We start from the raw sequence: 17,938 nt of genomic DNA, 5'->3' as shown, positions 1-17,938 counted from the left end.
CCGGAGCGCATCACCTCCTGTAGGGGTCCTCCGCGTGCAGGGCCTTTTCGATGATCTTGCCGATGTCGCTGTCGGTGAAGACGCGCGGCAGTGGCAGCCGCAGGTCGTCGAAGAGCGTCCGCACCTCGTCGACGGTGGGCTCCAGACCGAGCGGGGAGGCGACGCGCAGGTCCAGCACGGTCGCCTGCTCGCGGCTCTGGTGCAGCTCGGTCACGTAGTAGTCGTAGAGCGGTTGCCCCCGCTCCACCAGCAGGTTCACCCGGGACTGGTCGTCCTGGGTGATGATCAGACAGGTCTCGGACAGGTCGAAGCGCAGGGTCGGCACGGCGGCCGACAGGTGCACGCTGATCTCCAGCGTGGTCAGCTGCCGCTGGTACCAGCAGGCGGCGAGGACGGTCGCGTACGACTCGCGGCGGACCCGGTCGGTGGTCCACACGTCGTCTCCGCGACGCTGTCCGCCGAACATCTGCCGGAACCGGGCGTACGCGGCGCAGGCCCGCTCGTCCGCCGGGCTGACGATGTCGATCTTCATGTTGAGCTGGGAGCGCTGTTCCTTCGCGGCGGCCACGCACAAGGGCAGCGTGACCGCCCGCAGGTAGGTGCCCGTACCGCCCTTGAAGTACCAGAGGTTGGTGTGCTGGCGGGCCTTGCGCAGCGCCTCGCCGACCTCGTTGCCCGAGAGCGAACGCACCATCGCGAGGTCTTCCAGGGCCTGCCGGGTCCCGCTCATCGCCTCCTGGATGCTCGCGGGCCGGCGTACGCGTTCCACGATCGAGCCGGTCGCGAGGAGGCCGAGGACGACGAGGGTGGCACCGGAGGAGACGTCGTCACTGATGACGTCTCCGAAGATGTCGAGGAGTCCGACCGCCATCGCGATGCCCAGGGCGACCACGACGTCGGCGTTGCGCAGCACCCATGCAACGAACCGTTCCAGCCGCCCCACGTGCGCTGCCATGAACGCACCCCCCTCCCCCACCCGTGTTCCGATGGTAGGAGATGCGCCGGTGGCGCCACCAGAGCGACTTCACGTCGCGCGGTGGCCCCCGCCGTCGCCGTCGCCGTCGCCGTCGCCCGTCAGCAGGCGGGCGCGCAGCCGTTCCACCGTCGGTTCCGGCAGCCCGACCCGGTCCGCGAGGTAGCCGTGCACGGATCCGTACCGGGCCTCCAGGTCCGCGATCACCAACTCCATGATCACGGCGGGGGCGCGGCCGTAGCTCGGCCACTTCATGACCCGGTCGGGGTTGGCGGCCCGCCAGTCGGCGGCGAGCCGCTCGGTGGCCCGTTCGGTGAGCGCGAAGTCGGCCAGGACGTCGGCCCGGCCGACCCCGAGCAGGGTCAGCAGGAAGACTCCGACGAGCCCGGTCCGGTCCTTGCCCGAGGTGCAGTGGAAGACCACGGGGCCGGGCGCGTGCGCGATCTCCTCCAGGACCTGCCGTATCTCCTCGGCCCCGTCCTCGGTGACCTCGGCGAAGCGGTCCGCGAGGTAGCGCCAGGGGTCGACATCCGGGTCGATCTCGGCCTGGTCGTAGGGCCGGTGCTCGATGCTCAGGTTGACGTAGCGGAACCGCTCCGCCTCGGGCACCCGCCCCCTGGCCTCGATCTCCCACGGATAGCGCAGGTCGACCACGGTCCCGATGCCGAGCCTCAGGAACCGCTCCCAGTCGTCTCCCGCCAGCTTGCCGAGCGAGTCTGCCCGGTACACGGTCCCCCACCGGACGGTCCGGCCGTCGGCGGACCGATAGCCCCCCAGATCCCGGAAGTTGTGCAGCCGCTCGAACGCGATGTGCCGGTCCATCGGATCCCTCCCCCGTCTTCGGATCCTCAAGCCAACACCATGCCCCGGGACGGCCGCCCGACGGGGTCGAGGCGGAACGGCCCTCAGCCCTCCGCGGCGGGGAGGAGGTACCCCCAGGTCTTGACGCCCACGATGCCGTCCGGGCCGCCGGTCTCCCGCGGGTACTTCGACTGGAACCGCAGCACGGCCGCCTCGGTCTTGGGGCCGAAGGCGCCGTCGACGAAGGTCGGGGCATCGGCGGAGTTCACGAACGCCGTACGGACCAGAGCCCATTGGAGCGCCCGCACACAGTCGCCGGAGGAGCCCCTGGCAAGGTCCACGGCCGGGACGGGCCAGCCGTTGGACGCCCAGCGTGTGCCGACCTGGTTCGTGCACGACTGCAGGTAGCCGGCCTGGGCCGAGGCCTGCGGGGCGGTGAGTCCGGCGGCCGCGAGCAGTGTCGCGCCCAGGACCGCGGCGCGGGTCGCCGTACGCCTGATGGTGTTCATGCCAGGGGTTTCCTCTCGGTGCGGGGTCGGCGTGCCGGCCTCGCGGGGTGGCTGCGTGGTCTCGTCCGGCAGGATCCGGATGGGACGGCCTAGTCGAAGTAGACGGTGGCGATCAGGTGGTGCCAGGTGTAGCGCCCGACCACACCGTCCGCGCCGCCCCTGGTCGAGCCGCTGCGCTGGAAGTTCACCACCGCGTTGTACGTCTTGGGGCCGAAGCTTCCGTCGACGAAGCCGGGCTGGTCCTCGCTCCGGACGGCGCCGGCCTCCAGGAGCTCCTCCTGGAGTTCCCGGACGCATACGCCGGACGAGCCCTTGGCGAGCACCACGGTGGGAATCTCCCAGGCCATGTAGTACTCGGCGCCGTAGGCGTCCTTGCACGCCTGCAGCTCGTTGCCCCAACTGGCCTGGGCGGGGGCGGTGGCCAGACCTCCGAAGAGGGCCGCGGCGGCCGCGACGAGCGCGCCCGCCCGGATCGTGCGCCTGCGCGCTGCCTTGTCCGTCATGGCGATCAGTCCGTGGTCCGGGAGATGAGCGCCTCCCAGGTCTTGGGGCCGACGACGCCGTCCACGTCCAGGTGGGCCTGGCGCTGGAACTCCCTCACGTAGTCGTCGGTCTTCGGACCGAAGAGGCCGTCGATGAAACCGGGCCAGTCGGCTTCGGAGACACCGATGGTCGAGGCGAGGTCGGACTGGATCTCGCGCACGCACACGCCCGACGAGCCGTACTTGAAGTTGCGTGCGGGGATGGCCCAGCCGTTCGCGGAGGTGCGGGTACCGACGCTGCTGTAACAGGCGTCACGGTAGTCACTCGCCGAGGCGGTGGGGGCGGTGACCAGCAGCGTGCCGACGGCACAAGCGGCGAGCGCGAGTGCCGACAGCGGGCGGATGCGGCGCAACGAGGACATGGAGGAGCGTCTCCTGACGATGAGGGAAAACAACGGAAGGAAGGTGCGCAGGGGAAGGCCCGCGAGAGGCCGGACGGGCTCAGCCCGTCAGGAGCCTCTCCCAGGTCCGCGGACCGACGATGCCGTCGGCGTCGAGGTTGTGGGTCCTCTGGAACCTGCGGACGGCCGAGTCGGTACGGGCGCCGAAGACGCCGTCGACGAAGGTGCCGTCGTTCTGCTCCCACGAGGTCAGGCCGAACTGCGCGACCAGCTCCTGGAGTCCGCGGACGCAGACGTCGGAATCGCCCTGGGAGTAGTTGAACCGCGGGATGTTGTAGCGCCCGCTCGGCGAGAGGCGCGTTCCGTAGGTGTCCTTGCAGATCTTGTACGAGGAGTCGTCCGCGTGGGCGGCCGGCGCGGAGACGAGCAGGACGCCGGCGGAGACCGCCGCGAGGAGGAGCGAGGTGACGCCCTTGGCGGGGCGGGAGTGACGCATGTCGGCAGAGCCTTTCGCTGGTGACAGCGAAAAGCTGCCACACGGCGCGCGGCCGCCTCCCGCGTCCCACCCGCACGGGACGCGAGGGACGGGCATCCGCCCAGCTCAGAGCCGCTTCCCGAGGCTCGTCCCAGGGACGTCCCGCGGCTTCGGGGGACGGGCGCCGCCCCGGTCGTCGTACCCCGCCCGCCGCGGGCGCCGGCTACGGCCGTGCGGCGTTCAGAACGCCAGCCGGAACAGCGCGCCCCCGCCCGGGGCGGCCTCGGCCGTCAGCTCGGCGGAGTGCGCCCTCGCGATCTGCCGGGCCATGGCCAGGCCGAGACCCGACCCCGGCAGGGCGCGGGCCGCCCCGGCCCGGTAGAACCGGTCGAAGATGTGCGGCAGGTCTTCCGGCGAGATGCCCGGGCCGTGATCACGGACCGTCAGCTCCGGTCCCCGGCCGCCCGGGACGCCCGACACCAGCTCCACCTCGACGGGCAGCCCGTCCCGGCTGAACTTCGCCGCGTTGTCGAGCAGGTTCCCCAGCAGGCGGCTGAGCCGCGCGGGTACCCCCGGCACCACGACGGGCCGGTCCGGCACCCGTACGTGGAAGGGCACGGCCGGCCAGTGCGTCCGCGCCGCCTGCGCGCAGTGTTCCACCAGCGCACCCAGCCGGACCTGTTCCACCAGCGGCTGCGGCTCCTCGTCGCGTGCCAGCTCGATCAGGTCGTTGACGAGCCCGGTCACCTCCCGCAGCTGCCGTCCCAGCGCGGCCGAGGCGCGGCCGCGCTGGTCGGGCGTGAGCCGATCGGCCCGGGCCAGCAGCTCGGCGTTGGTCCGCAGCGCCGTCAGCGGGGTGCGCAGCTCGTGGGAGGCGTCCGCGACCAGCTGGCGCTGGGCGGCGATCGACTGTTCGAGCTCGCCGAGCATGGTGTTGAAGCTCGCGGCCAGCCGGGTGATCTCGTCCTCCCGCCCCGGTGGCGGCAGTTCGATCCGGTGCCGTGCGTCGCGGGTGGCGGCGATCCGCTCGGCCGTCGCGGTGAGCCGGGTGACCGGGGCCAGGCCGGTCCGCGAGACCCAGGACCCCAGCAGGGCGGCCAGCAGCACACCGATCACCGCCGTCAGCACCAGCCACCCGGCCGCCTCCTCGATGCCGTCCTCCACGGTGTCGGCCCGCAGGGCCACCTGGAGGGCGCGCCCCTTGGCGTAGTCGGTGGTGAGCATCCGGGCGGGATACCCGGCCACCGTGATGTTCGTGTAGTACGGGGCCTTGCTGCCCGCGGCGACCTCTCGCGCGGCCGGGTCCACGGGCAGCAGTCCCGGGGTTGCGGGGTCCTTGGCCGGGTCGGCGGCCACCACCTCCGCGCAGGCGGGAGCCGCCAGGAACCGGCATTCCCCGGCCAGGGTGCCCGGCGCGGCCCCCGGGTTGCGCTGGGCGGCGAGCCGCGCGGACTGGGTGAGGCTGAGGTCGAGCTGCTCGTAGAGCGCGGACCGGACCACCAGGAACGCCGCCGCGCACACCCCGACGGCCACGAGGGCCACGGCGGCGGTGACGGACAGCGCCAGCCGGGTGCGCAGGGGGCCGCGCCTGCGCCAGACCCGGCCGAGCCGCCGGCGGCCGCCGCTCACGCCGCGTCCAGCCGGTAGCCGACCCCGTGGACGGTGTGCACCAGCCGGGGCTCGCCCGCTGCCTCCAGTTTCCGGCGCAGGTAGCCGACGTAGACGGCGAGGGAGTTGGAGTCCGGCCCGAAGTCCCGCCCCCACACGAGTTCGAGGATCAGTTCCCGCGGGAGTACCTGGCCGGGGTGGCGCAGGAGCAGTTCGAGCAGGGCCGCTTCGGTACGGCTGAACTCCAGCGGACGGCTCCCCCGGCGCCCGGTCCGGGTCGCGGGGTCGAGGACGAGGTCGGCGAAGCCGAGCGTGGCGGCGGCGCCGGCGGGTCCGGGCGCGGCCCGTCGCAGGAGCGCGCGGACCCGGGCGACCAGTTCGTCCAGGGCGAAGGGTTTGACGAGGTAGTCGTCCGCGCCCGCCTCCAGTCCGTCGACGCGCTCGCTGACGGAGTCGAGCGCGGTCAGGACGAGGACGGGGGTACGGTCGCCCACCGCCCGCAGCTGCCGGCAGACGGCGAGGCCGTCGAGTACGGGCATCATCACGTCGAGGACGACCGCGTCGGGCTCCCAGGCCGCGACCTGGGAGAGGGCCGCGAGCCCGTCCGGAGCGCCCCGGACCTCGTACCCCTCGACCGCGAGTCCGTCCTCGACGGCTGCCCGGACCTCGGGCTCGTCGTCGACGACGAGGATCCGGTGCCCGCCTGACCTGCCCGTACTGCCTGTGCTGTCCGTGGAGCTCATGGGGCAAAGCCTGCCAAAGGCTTCTGAGAGAACCTCTTAGAAGGTTCTTACGGCGCACCGGGAGTGTGCGCACATGACCACCACCACATCCCACTCATCCGCGGCGCTCTCCGTCGTGATCGGTGCGGGCGGCACCGGCGGCCACATCTATCCCGGTCTCGCCCTCGCGGAGGCGCTGCGTGCCGCCGTGCCCGGAGCCGTGGTCTCGTTCATCGGGACCGAGCGGGGCCTGGAGACCGAGCTGATCCCCGGCGCCGGCTACCGCCTGCACACCGTCGACATGATCCCCTTCGACCCCGCGCTGGGCGCGAAGCGGTACCTCCTCCCCGCGGCGCTGCTGCGCTCCGCGCACCAGGCGCGTGCGGTGATCCGGGCGCAGGGGGCCCACGCCGTCGTGGGCATGGGCGGATATCCGAGCGCCCCCGCCGTGCTGGGTGCCCGGCTGGCGGGGCTGCCGGCCGTGATCCACGAGTCGAACGCGGTGCCCGGGCGCGCCAACCAGTTCGCGGCCCGGCTCACCCCGCACGTCGCGGTGGCCTTCGACCGCAGCCGGGCCCACCTGTCGGGCGGTGCCCGGGCGCTGACCACCGGTATGCCGATCTCCGCCGCCCTGGCCGGCCTCGCCGGGCTGCCCGGACCGGACCGGGTGGCGCTGCGCGCCGAGGCCCGGCGCGCGCTCGGGGTGCCCGCGGGGCGCCGGCTGGTCGTCTTCAACGGCGGCAGCCTGGGCGCGGTACGCCTCACGCGGGCGGCGGCCGCGCTGGCCGACCTCTGGCAGTACCGGGACGACGTACAGCTGCTGGTCAAGACCGGTCCGGCCGCGCTGGCGGACACGGTGGCCGACCTGGTGTCGACCGGTGGGGAGCGGATCGCCCGGGCGCTGCCGTACCTGGACCGGATGGACCTCGTGTACGCGGCCGCCGACCTGGTGGTGTGCCGTGCGGGCTCCGCGACCGTCGCCGAGCTCGCGGCGACCGGGGTCCCGTCGGTCCTGGTGCCCTACCCGTACGCGCCCGGCGACCACCAGACCCACAACGCGCGGGTCCTGTCGGACGCGGGCGCGGGACTGCTCCTGCCCGACGCCGAGACCACCGCCGAATCCCTCGCCGGCCTCATCGGGCCGCTGCTGGCCGACCCGGCCCGGCTGTCGGCGATGGCCGGCGCCGCCGACCCCGGCCCGCACGCGCGGGCCGCCGAACTGCTGGCCGCCGAAGTCCTCCGCGTCGCCGGCCTCGTCCCCACCCCTCACCTGGAGCGCATATGAACAGCTGGACCGACCGCACCGTCCTCGTCACCGGCGCGGAGGGCTTCATCGGCTCGACGCTGGTGGACCTGCTGGTGTCGCGGGGTGCGCGGGTGCGCGCCTTCGTCCACTACAAGCCGTACGCCGAGAAGGGCCACCTGGCGCGCTACCTCGCCGACCCGGACGGTCCGGTGGAGATGTGGGCGGGCGACGTCCGTGACGCGGGCCGGGTCAGTGACGCGGTGGCCGGCTGCGACACCGTCTTCCACCTGGCGGCGCTGATCGGGATTCCGTACAGCTACGCCTCGCCGGGCGCGTACGTGCAGACGAACGTCACGGGCACGCAGAACGTGGCGGAGGCCTGCCGGCGGCACGGGGTCCGGCGCCTGGTGCACACCTCGACCAGTGAGGTCTACGGGACGGCACTGACCGCCCCGATCTCCGAGAGCCACCCGCTGCAGCCGCAGTCCCCGTACTCCGCTTCGAAGATCGGCGCGGACATGATGGCACTCTCCTTCCACCACGCCTTCGAACTCCCGGTGACGGTGGTGCGCCCGTTCAACACCTACGGGCAGCGCCAGTCCGCGCGCGCGGTCATCCCGACGATCCTGGCGCAACTGCACGCGGGTTCCCGGGAGATCCGCCTCGGCTCGCTCACGCCGACCCGGGACTTCACGTACGTGACGGACACGGCGGAGGGCTTCCTGGCGGTGGCGGAGTGCGACCGGGCGCTGGGTGAGGTGGTCAACCTCGGTACGGGTGAGGAGATCTCGGTCGGCGCCCTGGCCCAGGCCCTGATCACGGCGTCGGGCCGGGACGCGGAGGTGGTGGTGGACCCGACCCGGCTGCGCCCGTCGGGCAGCGAGGTCCAGCGCCTGCTGTCGGACAACTCCCGGGCCCGCGACTGGGCGGGCTGGCGGCCGCGGGTCGGCCTGGAGGAGGGCCTGAGCCGTACCTCGGACTGGATCGCGGCGAACCCGTCCCTCTTCGTCCCGGACCGGTACGCGGTCTAGGAGCTGTCCGGCGGATCATGCGCTAGCGGGCCGTGTTGCTGTACTTGGACGGTGCGGGCATCCGGAGTGCGGCGTAGATCACTCACGGCTTGTCTCCGTTCCAGGCCATTCCCGCCCGGGCTCTGCTTGGCTGGTGGCTCTGACGATCACAGGAGGTCGATACGTATGGCGCTCACACACTGGGGGTTCATCTACACGGCGGACGGCAGCGCGGCAGGTGGCGATGTCAGCGTCGTGGACACGGGTACGTGCCGCAGTGTGTTCGTCGGGGTGGGGAAGCCCGAGGAGGGCATCGAGGCCGCGCGCCGCCTCGTGGGCGAGGGCGTGCAGCTGATTGAACTGTGCGGGGGATTCGGGCCGGTCTGGGCCGGGCGTGTGATCGAGGCGATCAACGGCGCAGTCCCCGTGGGCGCGGTTGGCTACGGACCTGAAGCGGTCGATCAGGTCCACGCGATTTTCTCGTGACGGGTGCCGGCTCCTTCACTCCGCGCCTCGCCGCGTTGTCCTCGGTCGGCGACGCTCCGCGTCGCCTCCCTCGTCCGCCTTGCGATTCTTCCCCTCGGCCCTGGCGGGCCTGGGGAGACCCCACGGCACCGGCCACCGCTCCCTGATCCGCCCTGACCGGCAAGACACCCCCTAGGAGATCACCGGATAACCCGGTGAACCGGTGACCGGGCGCCGGATATCTTGGCCCGTCCAGCACCAGCCACGGAGGTCTCCCCGCATGAGCAGCACGACGCAGTCCTTTCCCGACCGGATCGAGCTGACGGGCGAGGGCCTGGTCCTGCGCGACTGGACGGCGGCGGACCTGGCGTCGATGCCCGGGCTCTTCGACCACCCCGACATCGCGTACTGGACGCCGATCGTCTCCCCCTTCGACGACGAGGCCGCCCGCAACCGGCTGGACCGGGCGCGGGAGCTGCGCAAGGAGGGTACGGCCATCCTGCTGGCCATCACCGTCGACGGCGGCGCCCCGCTCGGCGAGGTGATGCTCAAGCGCGCGCCCGAGGGCACGGAGCTCGGGTACGCGCTCGGTCCGGCGCACCGGGGCCGGGGGCTGGCCGCGCGCGCGGTGCGGGTGATGGCCGCGTACGCCTTCGAGCAGCTGGGGGTGGACCAGGTGATCCTGGAGCTGGAGGCCGAGAACGCCTCCAGCGTCGGCGTGGCCACCCGGGCCGGTTTCCGCCTCCTCGACGTACCGCTGATCACGGGCGAGGAGAAGGGCCGGCCCTACGCGCTCCAGACCTGGGGCCTCGACCGCTCCTGAACCCGGAGGGCCGGGCCCGAGGCCCCGACCGGGGCCGCGGACCGCGGCTCGGGGGCCGGGAGGGCGAAGGTCTCGGACAGCAGCTCGTAGGAGCGTCGGCGGTCCGCCGGGTCGCAGGTCAGGGTGTTGACGATCAGCTCGTCCACGCCGTGGCTCCCGGCGAGGGCCTTCAGGACCGCGGTCACCTGCTCGGGCGCCCCGGAGACGAGGGCCGTGCGGTGCACCTTGGCCCGTTCCAGCTCCGCGCCCGTCCAGCGGTGGCGGCGCGTGGTCTCGTACGACGGCAGCGGGCCGTCCTCGCCGAGGTCCTTGCGGGCGCGCCACAGCAGCAGGCTCTGGGCCAGTTCCTCGGCGCGGCCGGCGCTGTCGGCCGTGACCACGCGTACGGCGAGCGCGCCGCCCGGCCGGTCGCCCGTGGAGGTACGGAACTGGGCGCGGTAGTCCTCGAAGGCCTCCTGGCCGCCTACCGGGGAGAAGAAGTGCCCGAACGCGAACTCCGTACCCAGGAGTCCGGCCAGCCGCGCCGACTCGCGTCCCGCGCCGAGGAGCCACATCTGCGGCGGGACCGGTGCGTGCGGAACGACTCCGCCTTCGCCCAGCAGGGCGCGCAGTTGCGCCAGGCGGTGCGGGAAGTCGCGGGCGGGGCCGCCGGCCCGGCCGATGCCGAGGTCGACCCGCCCCGGGTGGAGGGAGGCCAGTACGCCGAACACCTCGGCCACCTTCGCCGGGTCGTAGCGCGGCAGCAGCACTCCGCCGGTGCCGATCCGCATCCGCGAGGTGTGGGCCAGCAGGGTGCCCGCGAGGATCTCCGGCGCGCTGCTCGCGAAGCCCGGTGAGTCGTGGTGTTCGGCGACCCAGTAGCGGGTGTAGCCGAGGGCCTCGGCGGCGCGGGCGAGGTCCACGGAAGCGCGCAGCGCCTGGTCGGGGGTGTGGTCCTCGCCGACCGGGGTCTGGTCGAGTACGGACAGTCGCAGCTTCGTCATGACGGGCCGCCTTTCAGTGCTGGTGGGCGGGGAGGCCGGTGGCGCCCGCCATGGTCGCGGGCACGATCCTGAAGTCCCGTTCGAAGACCAGGTTGTGGAGGTCCGCGGCGGCGATCGCGCGCAGGGTGGGCAGTTCGGCGGCGGCCTGTGCGCCGTCGAAGACGTTCAGCGGCCATTCGGAGACCGTCGCGCCCCGCAGGTGCGGGTGGTGGAAGGAGGCTCCGTAGTGCGCGTACAGCGTCACGGGCGGGATGTCGGCGGCCGACTGCTCGTCCCACCACAGGGTCCAGGCGTGGAAGAGACTGCGGTCGTCGGCGCGTTGGACGCCACTGGCGTCGATCACGCCCTGCCCGAGGAGCAGTTCGTCGTTGAGTTCGCCGAGCGCCTGGCGGGCGTACGGGTCCAGCAGGCGCGCGGCGGTCCGGAAGTGCTCCTCCTTGTCGGGGCGGGAGACGGAACCGCCGTGGATGCCGTCGCGCAGATCGGCGAAGTGGCGCAGCAGGGCGTCCAGGTTGGGGACGTCGGAAGTGGTCATGTCAGCTCCTTGGAAGGGAGTAGGGGAAGGAAGGACTCAGGCCTCGGCGTCGTCCGGTGACGTGAACCGGTGCAGGGCCTGCGCGAGCCAGCCGCGCAGCGACGCCGCCGGGTGCCCGCCCGGGTCGCGGCCCGGTTGCAGGAACGCCCCGTGGCCCGTCTGCCGGAACTCCCCCAGGGCGACCCGTACTCCGGCCGCCCGCAGCAGGCGCCCGTAGCGGTGCACGTCGTCGCTGACGGGGTCGAGGTCGCCGGTGGCCATCACGGCCGGTGCGAGTCCCCGCAGGTCGGCGGCTTCGAAGGGGGTGCTGTGGAGCCGCGTGCCGTCCGCGGCGACCGGCCGGCCCGGTTGCCGGTAGTCCTGCCAGGCCGCCCTCAGGTAGGAGGCCGTGGGGAACATGTCGGGGAAGCGGTGGTACGAGGCCGCGGCGCAGCCGGGGTCCAGCGGCGGGTACGCCAGTACCTGCGCGGCCAGCGGCATCCCGCGGTCGCGGCAGACGAGGGCGGCCGAGGCGGCGAGGGTGCCGCCTGCGCTGTCCCCGCCGACGGCCAGGACGGGCGGGCCGCCGACGGGCCCGTCCCGCTGTTCCCCGGCCCAGGTCAGGGCGGACAGGACGTCCTCGACCATGGCCGGGTGGCGTACGTCGGGGGCGAGCCGGTAGTCCACGCTCATCACGCCGAAGCCGGAGTCCCGGGCGAGTTCGGCGGTGGCGCCGTGCCAGTCCTGGGCGGATCCGGCACGCCAGCTGCCTCCGTGGGCCCACACGAGCCAGCCGCGCGGTGTTGCGGTGCCCGGCCGGAACACCCGGACGGCAAGGGGCCCGGACGGGGTGGGCACGGACACCTGCTCCCAGCTGACGACGGTGGGTGTGGCCATCGGGGTTCCTTTCCATCGGTAGCCGGCGCTCGCGCCGGGCCCGGGGCCAACGTTCGCGGCCGGGGCAGGGCTGTCACAAGGCGGAGTTGCCTTAGTGGAGGCGCGCACTTCGTCAGCTGGACTGCTTGGCGCGGAGGAAGAGGACGGTGGTGAGGATGCCGGCCACGACGATGGCCGTGTTCACGATCACCGCGGTCGTGATGCCCGCGTGGATGTCGGCGTTGGCAGCGGCCACCGCCGACATGATCGGCGTACCCATCGTGATACCGACCTGCTGCGTCATCGTCGCCAGACCGGTGGCCATACCCTGCTCATGGTCCGGCAGACCCGTGGTCGCGGTCACCATGAACCCGACGATCACCAGCATGTTGCCGATACCACCCGCGAACGTCGCGACCAGCAGCAGCCACATGCTCGCCGACGTCTCACCCAGCGCCACCAGACTCAGCGTCGCCACCGCCTGCAGCACCCCACCGATGACCAATGTGGCCCGCGTGCTCGTCGCACCGATCACGCGAGGCGCGATCGAACCGCCGATCACCGTACCGACACCCAGGACGCCGAAGGACAGACCGGCCGTCAGCGGCGAGAAGTCCAGCACCTCCTGGAGATACAGCGTCATCAGGAACACCAGACTGGTCTCGGTGAGGAACGCGATCAGACCCGCGATATTGCCCCACGCCACCGTCTTCTTCTTCAACACCGACACCGGCACCAGCGGAGCCGACGACTTCGCCTCGATCGCATAGAAAGCCACCAGCAGCACCACACCCGCCGCCAGCCAGCCCAGCGCACTGCCCGAACCCCAACCGTGCTCACCCGCCTGCGTCAACCCGTAGATCAACGCCAGCAGACCCAGCGTCACCGCCGTCGCACCGGGAACATCCAGCTTCGGACGCGACTGCGGACGCGACTCCTTGATCACCGTGGGAGCGATGAACAGCACCGCCAGAGCCACCGGCACGTTGATGAAGAACGCCCACCGCCACGACAGCAGATCCGTCAGGACGCCACCCAGAATCGCGCCCGTCGTGAACCCCGCGGACATCAGCGCACCATTGAGACCCAAAGCCTTCTGCCGCAACGGCCCCTCGGGAAACGACGTCGTCAGCAGGGACAGACCCGCCGGAGTCACCGCGGCCGTCGCCAGACCCTGGAACACACGCGCCGCGATCAGCATCTCCGGCGACGTCGCCAGACCACCCGCCAGCGACGACAGACCCAGCACCGCCAACCCCACCAGGAACAGCCGGCGCCGACCGAACAGGTCCGCCACCCGACCGAACAACAGCGTGAAACCAGCCGCGCAGAGCGCGAACGACGTCGCGATCCACTGCAGATTCGACAACGAGAAACCGAGACCGTCACCGATCACCGGCAACGCCACGTTCAGAATCGAGAAATCAACCGCCAGCATGAACTGCGCCACCAGCAGCACCACCAACACCAACTTCAGACGCCCGTCCAGACGAACGGGGTCCTCCGTTCCCGTATCGACCCGCGCACCCTCGACGACCGACATCACGAACCACATCCTCTCGACCACGCAACGAGCTGTTGCGTCATCGACTCTGGCCCGGTCGGAGAGGGTTACCCAGCCCCCTGGTTGTGCTGGCGCCGGGCAAGCTAGCACTCCCAGGGCCACCTTCACGGGCAGCGTTCGGCGACCTCCCCCGGCACACTGGAACGCATGGACACACCGACTGCCCTGGGCGAGTTCCTCCGCACTCGTCGCGCCCAGCTCCAGCCCGAGGACGTCGGGCTCCCCTCCCACGGCACCCGCCGACGCGTCCCCGGGCTGCGGCGTGAGGAACTCGCCCTCCTGGCCGGCGTGAGCATCACCTACTACACGCACCTGGAGCAGGGGCAGAGCACGAACGCCTCGGACAGCGTCCTCGACGCCCTGGCCCGCGCCCTGCGGCTGACCCCGGACGAGCACGCGCACCTGCTGAACCTCGCCCGCCCGCCGCGCGCCAAGCGGGCCCAGTCGCCGCGTCCCGAGTACGCCCGTGACACCACGCGCCGCCTGATCGCGGCGATGCCGCAGGTCCCGGCGGTCGTCCTGGACGGCCGGAACAACGTGCTCGCTTGGAATCCGCTGGGGCACGCCCTGCTCGCGGGGCACGTCGACGTCGCGAGCCCCGACGACCCGGCCGTTCGCCCCAACCTCACGCGGATGCTGTTCCTGGACCCGCACACCCGGGAGCTCTACACGGACTGGAAGAGCGAGGCCCGGGTCGCCCTGGCGGCCCTGCGCCTGGTCGCCGGACGCAATCCGGAGGACCGCGCGCTCGCCGAGCTCATCGGGTCGCTCATGCTGCAGAGCCCCGACTTCGCCTCGCTGTGGTCCAAGCACCCCGTACGGGACTGCACGGTCGGAACCAAGACCCTGCACCACCCGGTCGTGGGCCCGCTGACCCTCGATTTCGAGAACCTGCACCTCACCGACGGCACCAACCACCGGATGCTGCTCTACAGCGCCCCCGAGTCCTCCCCCTCCGACGCGGCGCTGCGCATGCTGTCGAGCCTGACCGCGGCGGCCACGGGGGCGGGGCACGACAGCCCGAAGCCCGCGTCGGCGGATGCGGACGCGGGCGCGGGCGGCGGCGGGGAGGCGTAGGGACTGCGTGGGGGCGGGTCGGGCGGTCAGCCGGTGCGGCCGCCGCCCGTCGCGGCGGGGACCGGGGCCGGGTCCCGGCCCTCGTACGGTGCGCCGACCGGGTCCGGGACGGACCGCGTACGGGGCCTGGCGCGGCCGAAGCGGCGCATGGCGGGCATCTCGACGAAGCGGAAGAGCAGCCAGCCGCCCAGCAGGGAGGCCGCGAGGAAGCCCGCTATCACCAGCAGGGCGACCGGGACGCTGTAGGTGTTCTCGCCCAGCAGCGAGCGGAGGTAGAAGATCGTGACGCCCTGGACGAGGTAGAACCCGAAGGACACCTCGCCGAGCCACACCATGGGCCGGCTGCGCAGGAAGGTGTCCCGGCCCTCCACGTCGGCCTGGGCCGTGGCCCCGATGAGTGCGGCCACCGGGACGATCGTCGCGACGACGAAGCCGTACTGGAAGGGGGCCACCAGCGCGGCGGCGTAGCCGAGCACGGTGAGGACGAGGGAGACGCCGAGGCCGACGCGGCGCGGCCAGTATCCGGCGAGGACGACGCGGGCGAGCAGGATGCCGAGGACGAACTCGAAGAGGCGGCCGGCCGGCATCAGGTAGCCGAACCAGAACTGCATACCGGAGATGGGCGTGATGGTGGACTTCGGGGTGTCGGGGACGAAGTAGGTGGCGATCAGCTGGACGGCGACCATTCCGGCGATCATGGCCGCGCTCCAGCCCCACAGGGCGGTCCGGCCGCGGAGCCGGCGGATCGGCACGATGAGCGCCGGGAAGAGCATGTAGAAGAGCAGCTCGCTGCCGAGGGACCAGCTGGGCGGGTTGACGCTGAGGTTGACGGTGGGCTGCGGCCACCAGGTGTGGATGAGGAAGAGGTTGGGAAGCCAGTCGGCGACGCCGGTGACGGCGGAACCGGCGAAGAGGATCATCGCGGCGGCGAAGACGACGAGGTGGTTGGGGAAGATCTTCAGCAGTCGGCGGCGGAGGAAGGCGCTCACGCGCTCTCCGGGCTTGGCGGCCCAGGCGAGGACGAAGCCCGACAGGACGAAGAAGAAGGAGACTCCCAGGTAGCCGGCCTTGCCGAAGGCGGTGGAGAACCCGTCGGCGATCGAGGCGTCCGCGAAGGGGTTGATGGGCGCGTTCGGCGGGATCGGGGAGTCGGTCAGGGACGAGTGGAAGAAGAAGACGGAGAGCGCGGCGAAGAACCGCAGGCCGGTGAGGGAGGGCAGCTTCGCCCGCTTCGCGGCTTCGGAGGGCGTCATGGGGGCCACAGGGAATCGCTCTTTCGGAAGTGGGGTGCGTCGGGGACGGCAGCCGGGACCGTGCTCCGCCGTGCGGTGCGCGGTCCCGGCGGCGCGAAGGGGCGTACGGGACTGCCCGGTGGGGGCGGGGCGGCGGCTACTGGTCGATCTCGTTGCGGTAGACCATGAGCTTGGCGTCCTTGGCCACGTAGTAGTTCTGGACCGAGTACGCGATGGTGGCGAAGTCGAGGCGGCCGTCCCCGTTGAAGTCGGCGGTGGCGATGCGGGCGACGGACTCCTCGGAGACCCGCCACTTGGCCCAGACGCCGTTGGCCGCGTCGATCGCCTTGTAGTACATGACGCCCTGCCAGGGCCACGGTCCGCGCAGGGCCACGAGGAACTCCTCGTCGCCGTCGCCGTCGAAGTCGGCGCAGACGATCTGGTGGCCGGGGCCCTCGCCGTTCTCGTTGGGGTCGCCGTACACGTCGAGGAGTACGCGGTTCCAGCCCTTGCCGTCCTCGGCCTTGGTGTAGACGGCCACCGTGTTGCCGTGGAAGGGCTCGATGGCGGCGACGTAGGCCATCGGGTCGTCGCCGAGCCGGCCCGCGTTGAGGTCGCCGCTGCCGCGGAAGCCGGTCTGCTCGAACTGGGTGAGTTCGCCGGTGCCGATGAGCTCGCGGACCCACTCCTGGCGGGCTTCGTCGAACCAGAGCCAGGTGACGCCCTCGTCGGAGGCCAGCAGCAGGGATTCGAGCGCGGAGCCGGGGACGAGGCCCTGCTTCTTCTCGGCGCCGTGGATCATCCGGAAGTGGCTGTCGTCGATGACGGTCATCGGCCACTCCTCCGCCGTGTGCACGTCGTCGGGCTGGGTGAAGAGCACGACGGGCAGTACGGCGTGCACGTCCTCCTTGGCGACGATCGGCAGGCCGATGATCTGGAGGCGGTCGGTGCGGGTGAAGTGGCCGGCGCGCAGGCGGTGCATACCGGTGGCCCGGCCGACGTAGTGGCGCTTCCAGCGCGATTCGTCCTTGTCGGGGGTGCCCGGGTTCTCCAGCCAGTCGATCTTGCCGCCTTCGGTGTTGGCGTCGTGGATCGTGCCGATGGGGCCGTAGAGGTCGTAGCAGACGATAACGTCGGGGTGTCCGTTGCCGCTGACGTCCGCGAAGTCGGCACCGACGGGCATCTTGATGCGGTCGGCTATCAGCCGGCGGGTCCAGTCGCCGTCGTTGGCGTACCAGTAGATCTCGCCGAGCCGCAGCCCGTAGCCGAACAGGTCGGGCCTGCCGTCGCCGTCGATGTCGGGCGCCTCCAGCCAGTAGCCGTCGCGGAGCTGGTCGGCCACGACCTCGGCGGTGAACTTCGGGGCGCGCAGGACGGAATCGGGGTTCTGGCCGGTGGTGGTCATGAGCGGTTCTCCAGGAGGGTCGGGAGGGGGAGGGTGCGCAGGGCGCGGGGTACGGGGTGGTACTCGATGGCGAGCCAGATGCAGTCGGTGTCAGCCCGGTACTGGTGCATCGGGTAGTGGTAGCTGCACTGGGGGCCGGTCGCGCAGAAGGGGTCCGGGGTGGTGTAGCCGGGGCTCATCAGGACGTCCTGGTAGAGGGAGGCCTGGTCCTGGTTCCGGAACCGCTGCATGCGCCCCAGGCCGTGCACCTGGGTGTGGACCTCGATGAAGTCGTGCTTGTTGTGGATGAAGCAGTCGGTGCCGGCGGGTGCGAACCACAGATTGGCGGATACGTTGAACTCCCGCTGGTCCAGCTGGGTCTCGCGCTCGCCCAGGACGTAGGCGGGGTCGAACAGCACCGTGTTGATCTCGTCCCGGGGGCTCCGGTGGAGGGGGGTCTCGCGGGAGAACTCACCGGGGTCGAGCAGGTCGGCGAGGTGCGACCAGCCGTCTTGCTCGACGATGCCGGCCATCTCGGCGTCCTCGGCGGCGGGGCGCAGCAGGAGCAGCGCGTCGGCCTTCTCGATACGGGTGTCGGCGAGCACCGTCGAGGAGAGCGGAGGGATCGTCTTGCGGAATTCCTCGGCGATGGTCACGGGCGTCACGCCGGGGTTGACCACGATGGTGCGGCCTTCGACGGTGTAGTCCACGGCGTCGCGCACGAGGTCGGCCCTCAGGTACGGGCTGCTGAAGTTCAGCGGGCGTTCGATGGCGGACGGGGTGGCGGTCATGC

20 protein-coding genes are annotated in these 17,938 nt (G+C 71.9%); 5 read left to right on the top strand and 15 right to left on the bottom strand.

From position 1 onward, the window contains the following. Positions 1–10: 10 nt before the first annotated feature. The 8 genes from Sspor_RS35030 to Sspor_RS34995 form a co-directional block, all read right to left on the bottom strand. The gene (locus tag Sspor_RS35030; RefSeq protein ID WP_202202683.1) at positions 11–955 is read right to left on the bottom strand and encodes a hypothetical protein; all 945 of its coding nucleotides are present in this window, start codon (positions 953–955) and stop codon (positions 11–13) included. Positions 956–1,024: 69 nt separating this feature from the next. Continuing rightward, positions 1,025–1,795, bottom strand: a complete 771-nt coding sequence (locus tag Sspor_RS35025) for a tyrosine-protein phosphatase (RefSeq protein WP_202202682.1) — start codon at positions 1,793–1,795, stop codon at positions 1,025–1,027. Between the two features lie 83 nt (positions 1,796–1,878). After that, complete coding sequence (locus Sspor_RS35020; protein WP_202202681.1) at positions 1,879–2,283, bottom strand: peptidoglycan-binding domain-containing protein; 405 nt, start codon at positions 2,281–2,283, stop codon at positions 1,879–1,881. Positions 2,284–2,372: 89 nt separating this feature from the next. Then, a complete protein-coding gene (locus tag Sspor_RS35015) occupies positions 2,373–2,786 on the bottom strand; it encodes a peptidoglycan-binding domain-containing protein (protein WP_202202680.1) in 414 nt (137 codons plus the stop codon). 5 nt (positions 2,787–2,791) lie between these two features. Then, positions 2,792–3,187: a peptidoglycan-binding domain-containing protein gene (locus tag Sspor_RS35010; RefSeq protein WP_202202679.1), complete on the bottom strand. Its 396-nt coding sequence runs from the start codon at positions 3,185–3,187 to the stop codon at positions 2,792–2,794. Between the two features lie 79 nt (positions 3,188–3,266). After that, positions 3,267–3,662, bottom strand: a complete 396-nt coding sequence (locus Sspor_RS35005) for a peptidoglycan-binding domain-containing protein (protein ID WP_237404161.1) — start codon at positions 3,660–3,662, stop codon at positions 3,267–3,269. Between the two features lie 219 nt (positions 3,663–3,881). Beyond that, on the bottom strand, positions 3,882–5,270 hold the full coding sequence (locus tag Sspor_RS35000) for a sensor histidine kinase (protein WP_202202677.1): 1,389 nt from the start codon (positions 5,268–5,270) through the stop codon (positions 3,882–3,884). Further along, positions 5,267–5,992, bottom strand: coding sequence for a response regulator transcription factor (locus Sspor_RS34995; protein WP_202202676.1), 726 nt, complete (start codon positions 5,990–5,992; stop codon positions 5,267–5,269). The genes Sspor_RS35000 and Sspor_RS34995 overlap by 4 nt, the downstream gene beginning before the upstream one ends. 73 nt (positions 5,993–6,065) lie before the next feature. On the opposite strand from Sspor_RS34995, the gene Sspor_RS34990 reads away from it, so the two are divergent. The 4 genes from Sspor_RS34990 (at position 6,066) to Sspor_RS34975 (ending at position 9,515) form a co-directional block, all read left to right on the top strand. Beyond that, entirely contained in the window at positions 6,066–7,256 is a 1,191-nt protein-coding gene (locus tag Sspor_RS34990; RefSeq protein WP_202202675.1) for a UDP-N-acetylglucosamine--N-acetylmuramyl-(pentapeptide) pyrophosphoryl-undecaprenol N-acetylglucosamine transferase, read from the top strand. After that, a complete protein-coding gene (locus tag Sspor_RS34985) occupies positions 7,253–8,248 on the top strand; it encodes an SDR family NAD(P)-dependent oxidoreductase (RefSeq protein ID WP_202202674.1) in 996 nt (331 codons plus the stop codon). Before Sspor_RS34990 ends, Sspor_RS34985 begins: the two co-directional genes overlap by 4 nt. Positions 8,249–8,413: 165 nt before the next feature. Beyond that, positions 8,414–8,713 carry a DUF6506 family protein gene (locus Sspor_RS34980; RefSeq protein WP_202202673.1) on the top strand — a complete coding sequence of 100 codons (300 nt, stop codon included), beginning with the start codon at positions 8,414–8,416 and terminating at the stop codon, positions 8,711–8,713. 259 nt (positions 8,714–8,972) lie between these two features. Further along, positions 8,973–9,515 carry a GNAT family N-acetyltransferase gene (locus Sspor_RS34975; protein WP_202202672.1) on the top strand — a complete coding sequence of 181 codons (543 nt, stop codon included), beginning with the start codon at positions 8,973–8,975 and terminating at the stop codon, positions 9,513–9,515. Here the strand turns inward: Sspor_RS34975 and Sspor_RS34970 are convergent. The 4 genes from Sspor_RS34970 to Sspor_RS34955 form a co-directional block, all read right to left on the bottom strand. Continuing rightward, complete coding sequence (locus tag Sspor_RS34970) at positions 9,479–10,498, bottom strand: LLM class flavin-dependent oxidoreductase (RefSeq protein ID WP_202202671.1); 1,020 nt, start codon at positions 10,496–10,498, stop codon at positions 9,479–9,481. The two genes, Sspor_RS34975 and Sspor_RS34970, sit on opposite strands and share 37 nt — an antisense overlap. 13 nt (positions 10,499–10,511) lie before the next feature. Continuing rightward, the gene (locus tag Sspor_RS34965) at positions 10,512–11,033 is read right to left on the bottom strand and encodes a hypothetical protein (protein WP_202202670.1); all 522 of its coding nucleotides are present in this window, start codon (positions 11,031–11,033) and stop codon (positions 10,512–10,514) included. Positions 11,034–11,069: 36 nt separating this feature from the next. Further along, a complete protein-coding gene (locus Sspor_RS34960) occupies positions 11,070–11,909 on the bottom strand; it encodes an alpha/beta hydrolase (RefSeq protein ID WP_202202669.1) in 840 nt (279 codons plus the stop codon). A gap of 112 nt (positions 11,910–12,021) precedes the next feature. Beyond that, the gene (locus Sspor_RS34955) at positions 12,022–13,431 is read right to left on the bottom strand and encodes an MFS transporter (protein WP_202202668.1); all 1,410 of its coding nucleotides are present in this window, start codon (positions 13,429–13,431) and stop codon (positions 12,022–12,024) included. A 168-nt stretch (positions 13,432–13,599) separates the two neighbouring features. Between Sspor_RS34955 and Sspor_RS34950 the strand changes: the two genes are divergently transcribed. After that, positions 13,600–14,529: a helix-turn-helix domain-containing protein gene (locus Sspor_RS34950; protein ID WP_202202667.1), complete on the top strand. Its 930-nt coding sequence runs from the start codon at positions 13,600–13,602 to the stop codon at positions 14,527–14,529. Between the two features lie 26 nt (positions 14,530–14,555). Here Sspor_RS34950 and Sspor_RS34945 read toward each other — a convergent pair whose 3' ends face one another. The 3 genes from Sspor_RS34945 to Sspor_RS34935 form a co-directional block, all read right to left on the bottom strand. Next, positions 14,556–15,782: an acyltransferase family protein gene (locus Sspor_RS34945; RefSeq protein WP_202202666.1), complete on the bottom strand. Its 1,227-nt coding sequence runs from the start codon at positions 15,780–15,782 to the stop codon at positions 14,556–14,558. A 136-nt stretch (positions 15,783–15,918) separates the two neighbouring features. Then, the gene (locus tag Sspor_RS34940) at positions 15,919–17,166 is read right to left on the bottom strand and encodes an FG-GAP repeat domain-containing protein (protein WP_202202665.1); all 1,248 of its coding nucleotides are present in this window, start codon (positions 17,164–17,166) and stop codon (positions 15,919–15,921) included. After that, positions 17,163–17,936 (bottom strand): hypothetical protein, encoded by a 774-nt coding sequence (locus Sspor_RS34935; protein ID WP_202202664.1) that lies wholly within the window; start codon positions 17,934–17,936, stop codon positions 17,163–17,165. The genes Sspor_RS34940 and Sspor_RS34935 overlap by 4 nt, the downstream gene beginning before the upstream one ends. Positions 17,937–17,938: the final 2 nt, after the last annotated feature.

Source organism: Streptomyces spororaveus (assembly GCF_016755875.1).
In the GTDB taxonomy this organism is placed as follows: domain Bacteria; phylum Actinomycetota; class Actinomycetes; order Streptomycetales; family Streptomycetaceae; genus Streptomyces; species Streptomyces spororaveus.
Note: the sequence above shows the minus strand (reverse complement) of the source record. Positions and strands in the feature narration are given on the sequence as shown.

Excerpts from the sequence above, each read along its gene's own strand:
- Sspor_RS34970 (WP_202202671.1), bottom strand. The coding sequence starts at position 10,498 with ATGACGAAGCTGCGACTGTCCGTACTCGACCAGACCCCGGTCGGCGAG.
- Sspor_RS34990 (WP_202202675.1), top strand. The coding sequence starts at position 6,066 with ATGACCACCACCACATCCCACTCATCCGCGGCGCTCTCCGTCGTGATC.
- Sspor_RS34975 (WP_202202672.1), top strand. The coding sequence starts at position 8,973 with ATGAGCAGCACGACGCAGTCCTTTCCCGACCGGATCGAGCTGACGGGC.
- Sspor_RS34945 (WP_202202666.1), bottom strand. The coding sequence starts at position 15,782 with ATGACGCCCTCCGAAGCCGCGAAGCGGGCGAAGCTGCCCTCCCTCACC.
- Sspor_RS35005 (WP_237404161.1), bottom strand. The coding sequence starts at position 3,662 with ATGCGTCACTCCCGCCCCGCCAAGGGCGTCACCTCGCTCCTCCTCGCG.
- Sspor_RS34980 (WP_202202673.1), top strand. The coding sequence starts at position 8,414 with ATGGCGCTCACACACTGGGGGTTCATCTACACGGCGGACGGCAGCGCG.
- Sspor_RS35010 (WP_202202679.1), bottom strand. The coding sequence starts at position 3,187 with ATGTCCTCGTTGCGCCGCATCCGCCCGCTGTCGGCACTCGCGCTCGCC.
- Sspor_RS35015 (WP_202202680.1), bottom strand. The coding sequence starts at position 2,786 with ATGACGGACAAGGCAGCGCGCAGGCGCACGATCCGGGCGGGCGCGCTC.
- Sspor_RS35025 (WP_202202682.1), bottom strand. The coding sequence starts at position 1,795 with ATGGACCGGCACATCGCGTTCGAGCGGCTGCACAACTTCCGGGATCTG.
- Sspor_RS34965 (WP_202202670.1), bottom strand. The coding sequence starts at position 11,033 with ATGACCACTTCCGACGTCCCCAACCTGGACGCCCTGCTGCGCCACTTC.
- Sspor_RS34940 (WP_202202665.1), bottom strand. The coding sequence starts at position 17,166 with ATGACCACCACCGGCCAGAACCCCGATTCCGTCCTGCGCGCCCCGAAG.
- Sspor_RS34935 (WP_202202664.1), bottom strand. The coding sequence starts at position 17,936 with ATGACCGCCACCCCGTCCGCCATCGAACGCCCGCTGAACTTCAGCAGC.
- Sspor_RS34960 (WP_202202669.1), bottom strand. The coding sequence starts at position 11,909 with ATGGCCACACCCACCGTCGTCAGCTGGGAGCAGGTGTCCGTGCCCACC.
- Sspor_RS34995 (WP_202202676.1), bottom strand. The coding sequence starts at position 5,992 with ATGAGCTCCACGGACAGCACAGGCAGTACGGGCAGGTCAGGCGGGCAC.
- Sspor_RS34985 (WP_202202674.1), top strand. The coding sequence starts at position 7,253 with ATGAACAGCTGGACCGACCGCACCGTCCTCGTCACCGGCGCGGAGGGC.
- Sspor_RS35020 (WP_202202681.1), bottom strand. The coding sequence starts at position 2,283 with ATGAACACCATCAGGCGTACGGCGACCCGCGCCGCGGTCCTGGGCGCG.
- Sspor_RS35030 (WP_202202683.1), bottom strand. The coding sequence starts at position 955 with ATGGCAGCGCACGTGGGGCGGCTGGAACGGTTCGTTGCATGGGTGCTG.
- Sspor_RS34950 (WP_202202667.1), top strand. The coding sequence starts at position 13,600 with ATGGACACACCGACTGCCCTGGGCGAGTTCCTCCGCACTCGTCGCGCC.
- Sspor_RS34955 (WP_202202668.1), bottom strand. The coding sequence starts at position 13,431 with ATGTCGGTCGTCGAGGGTGCGCGGGTCGATACGGGAACGGAGGACCCC.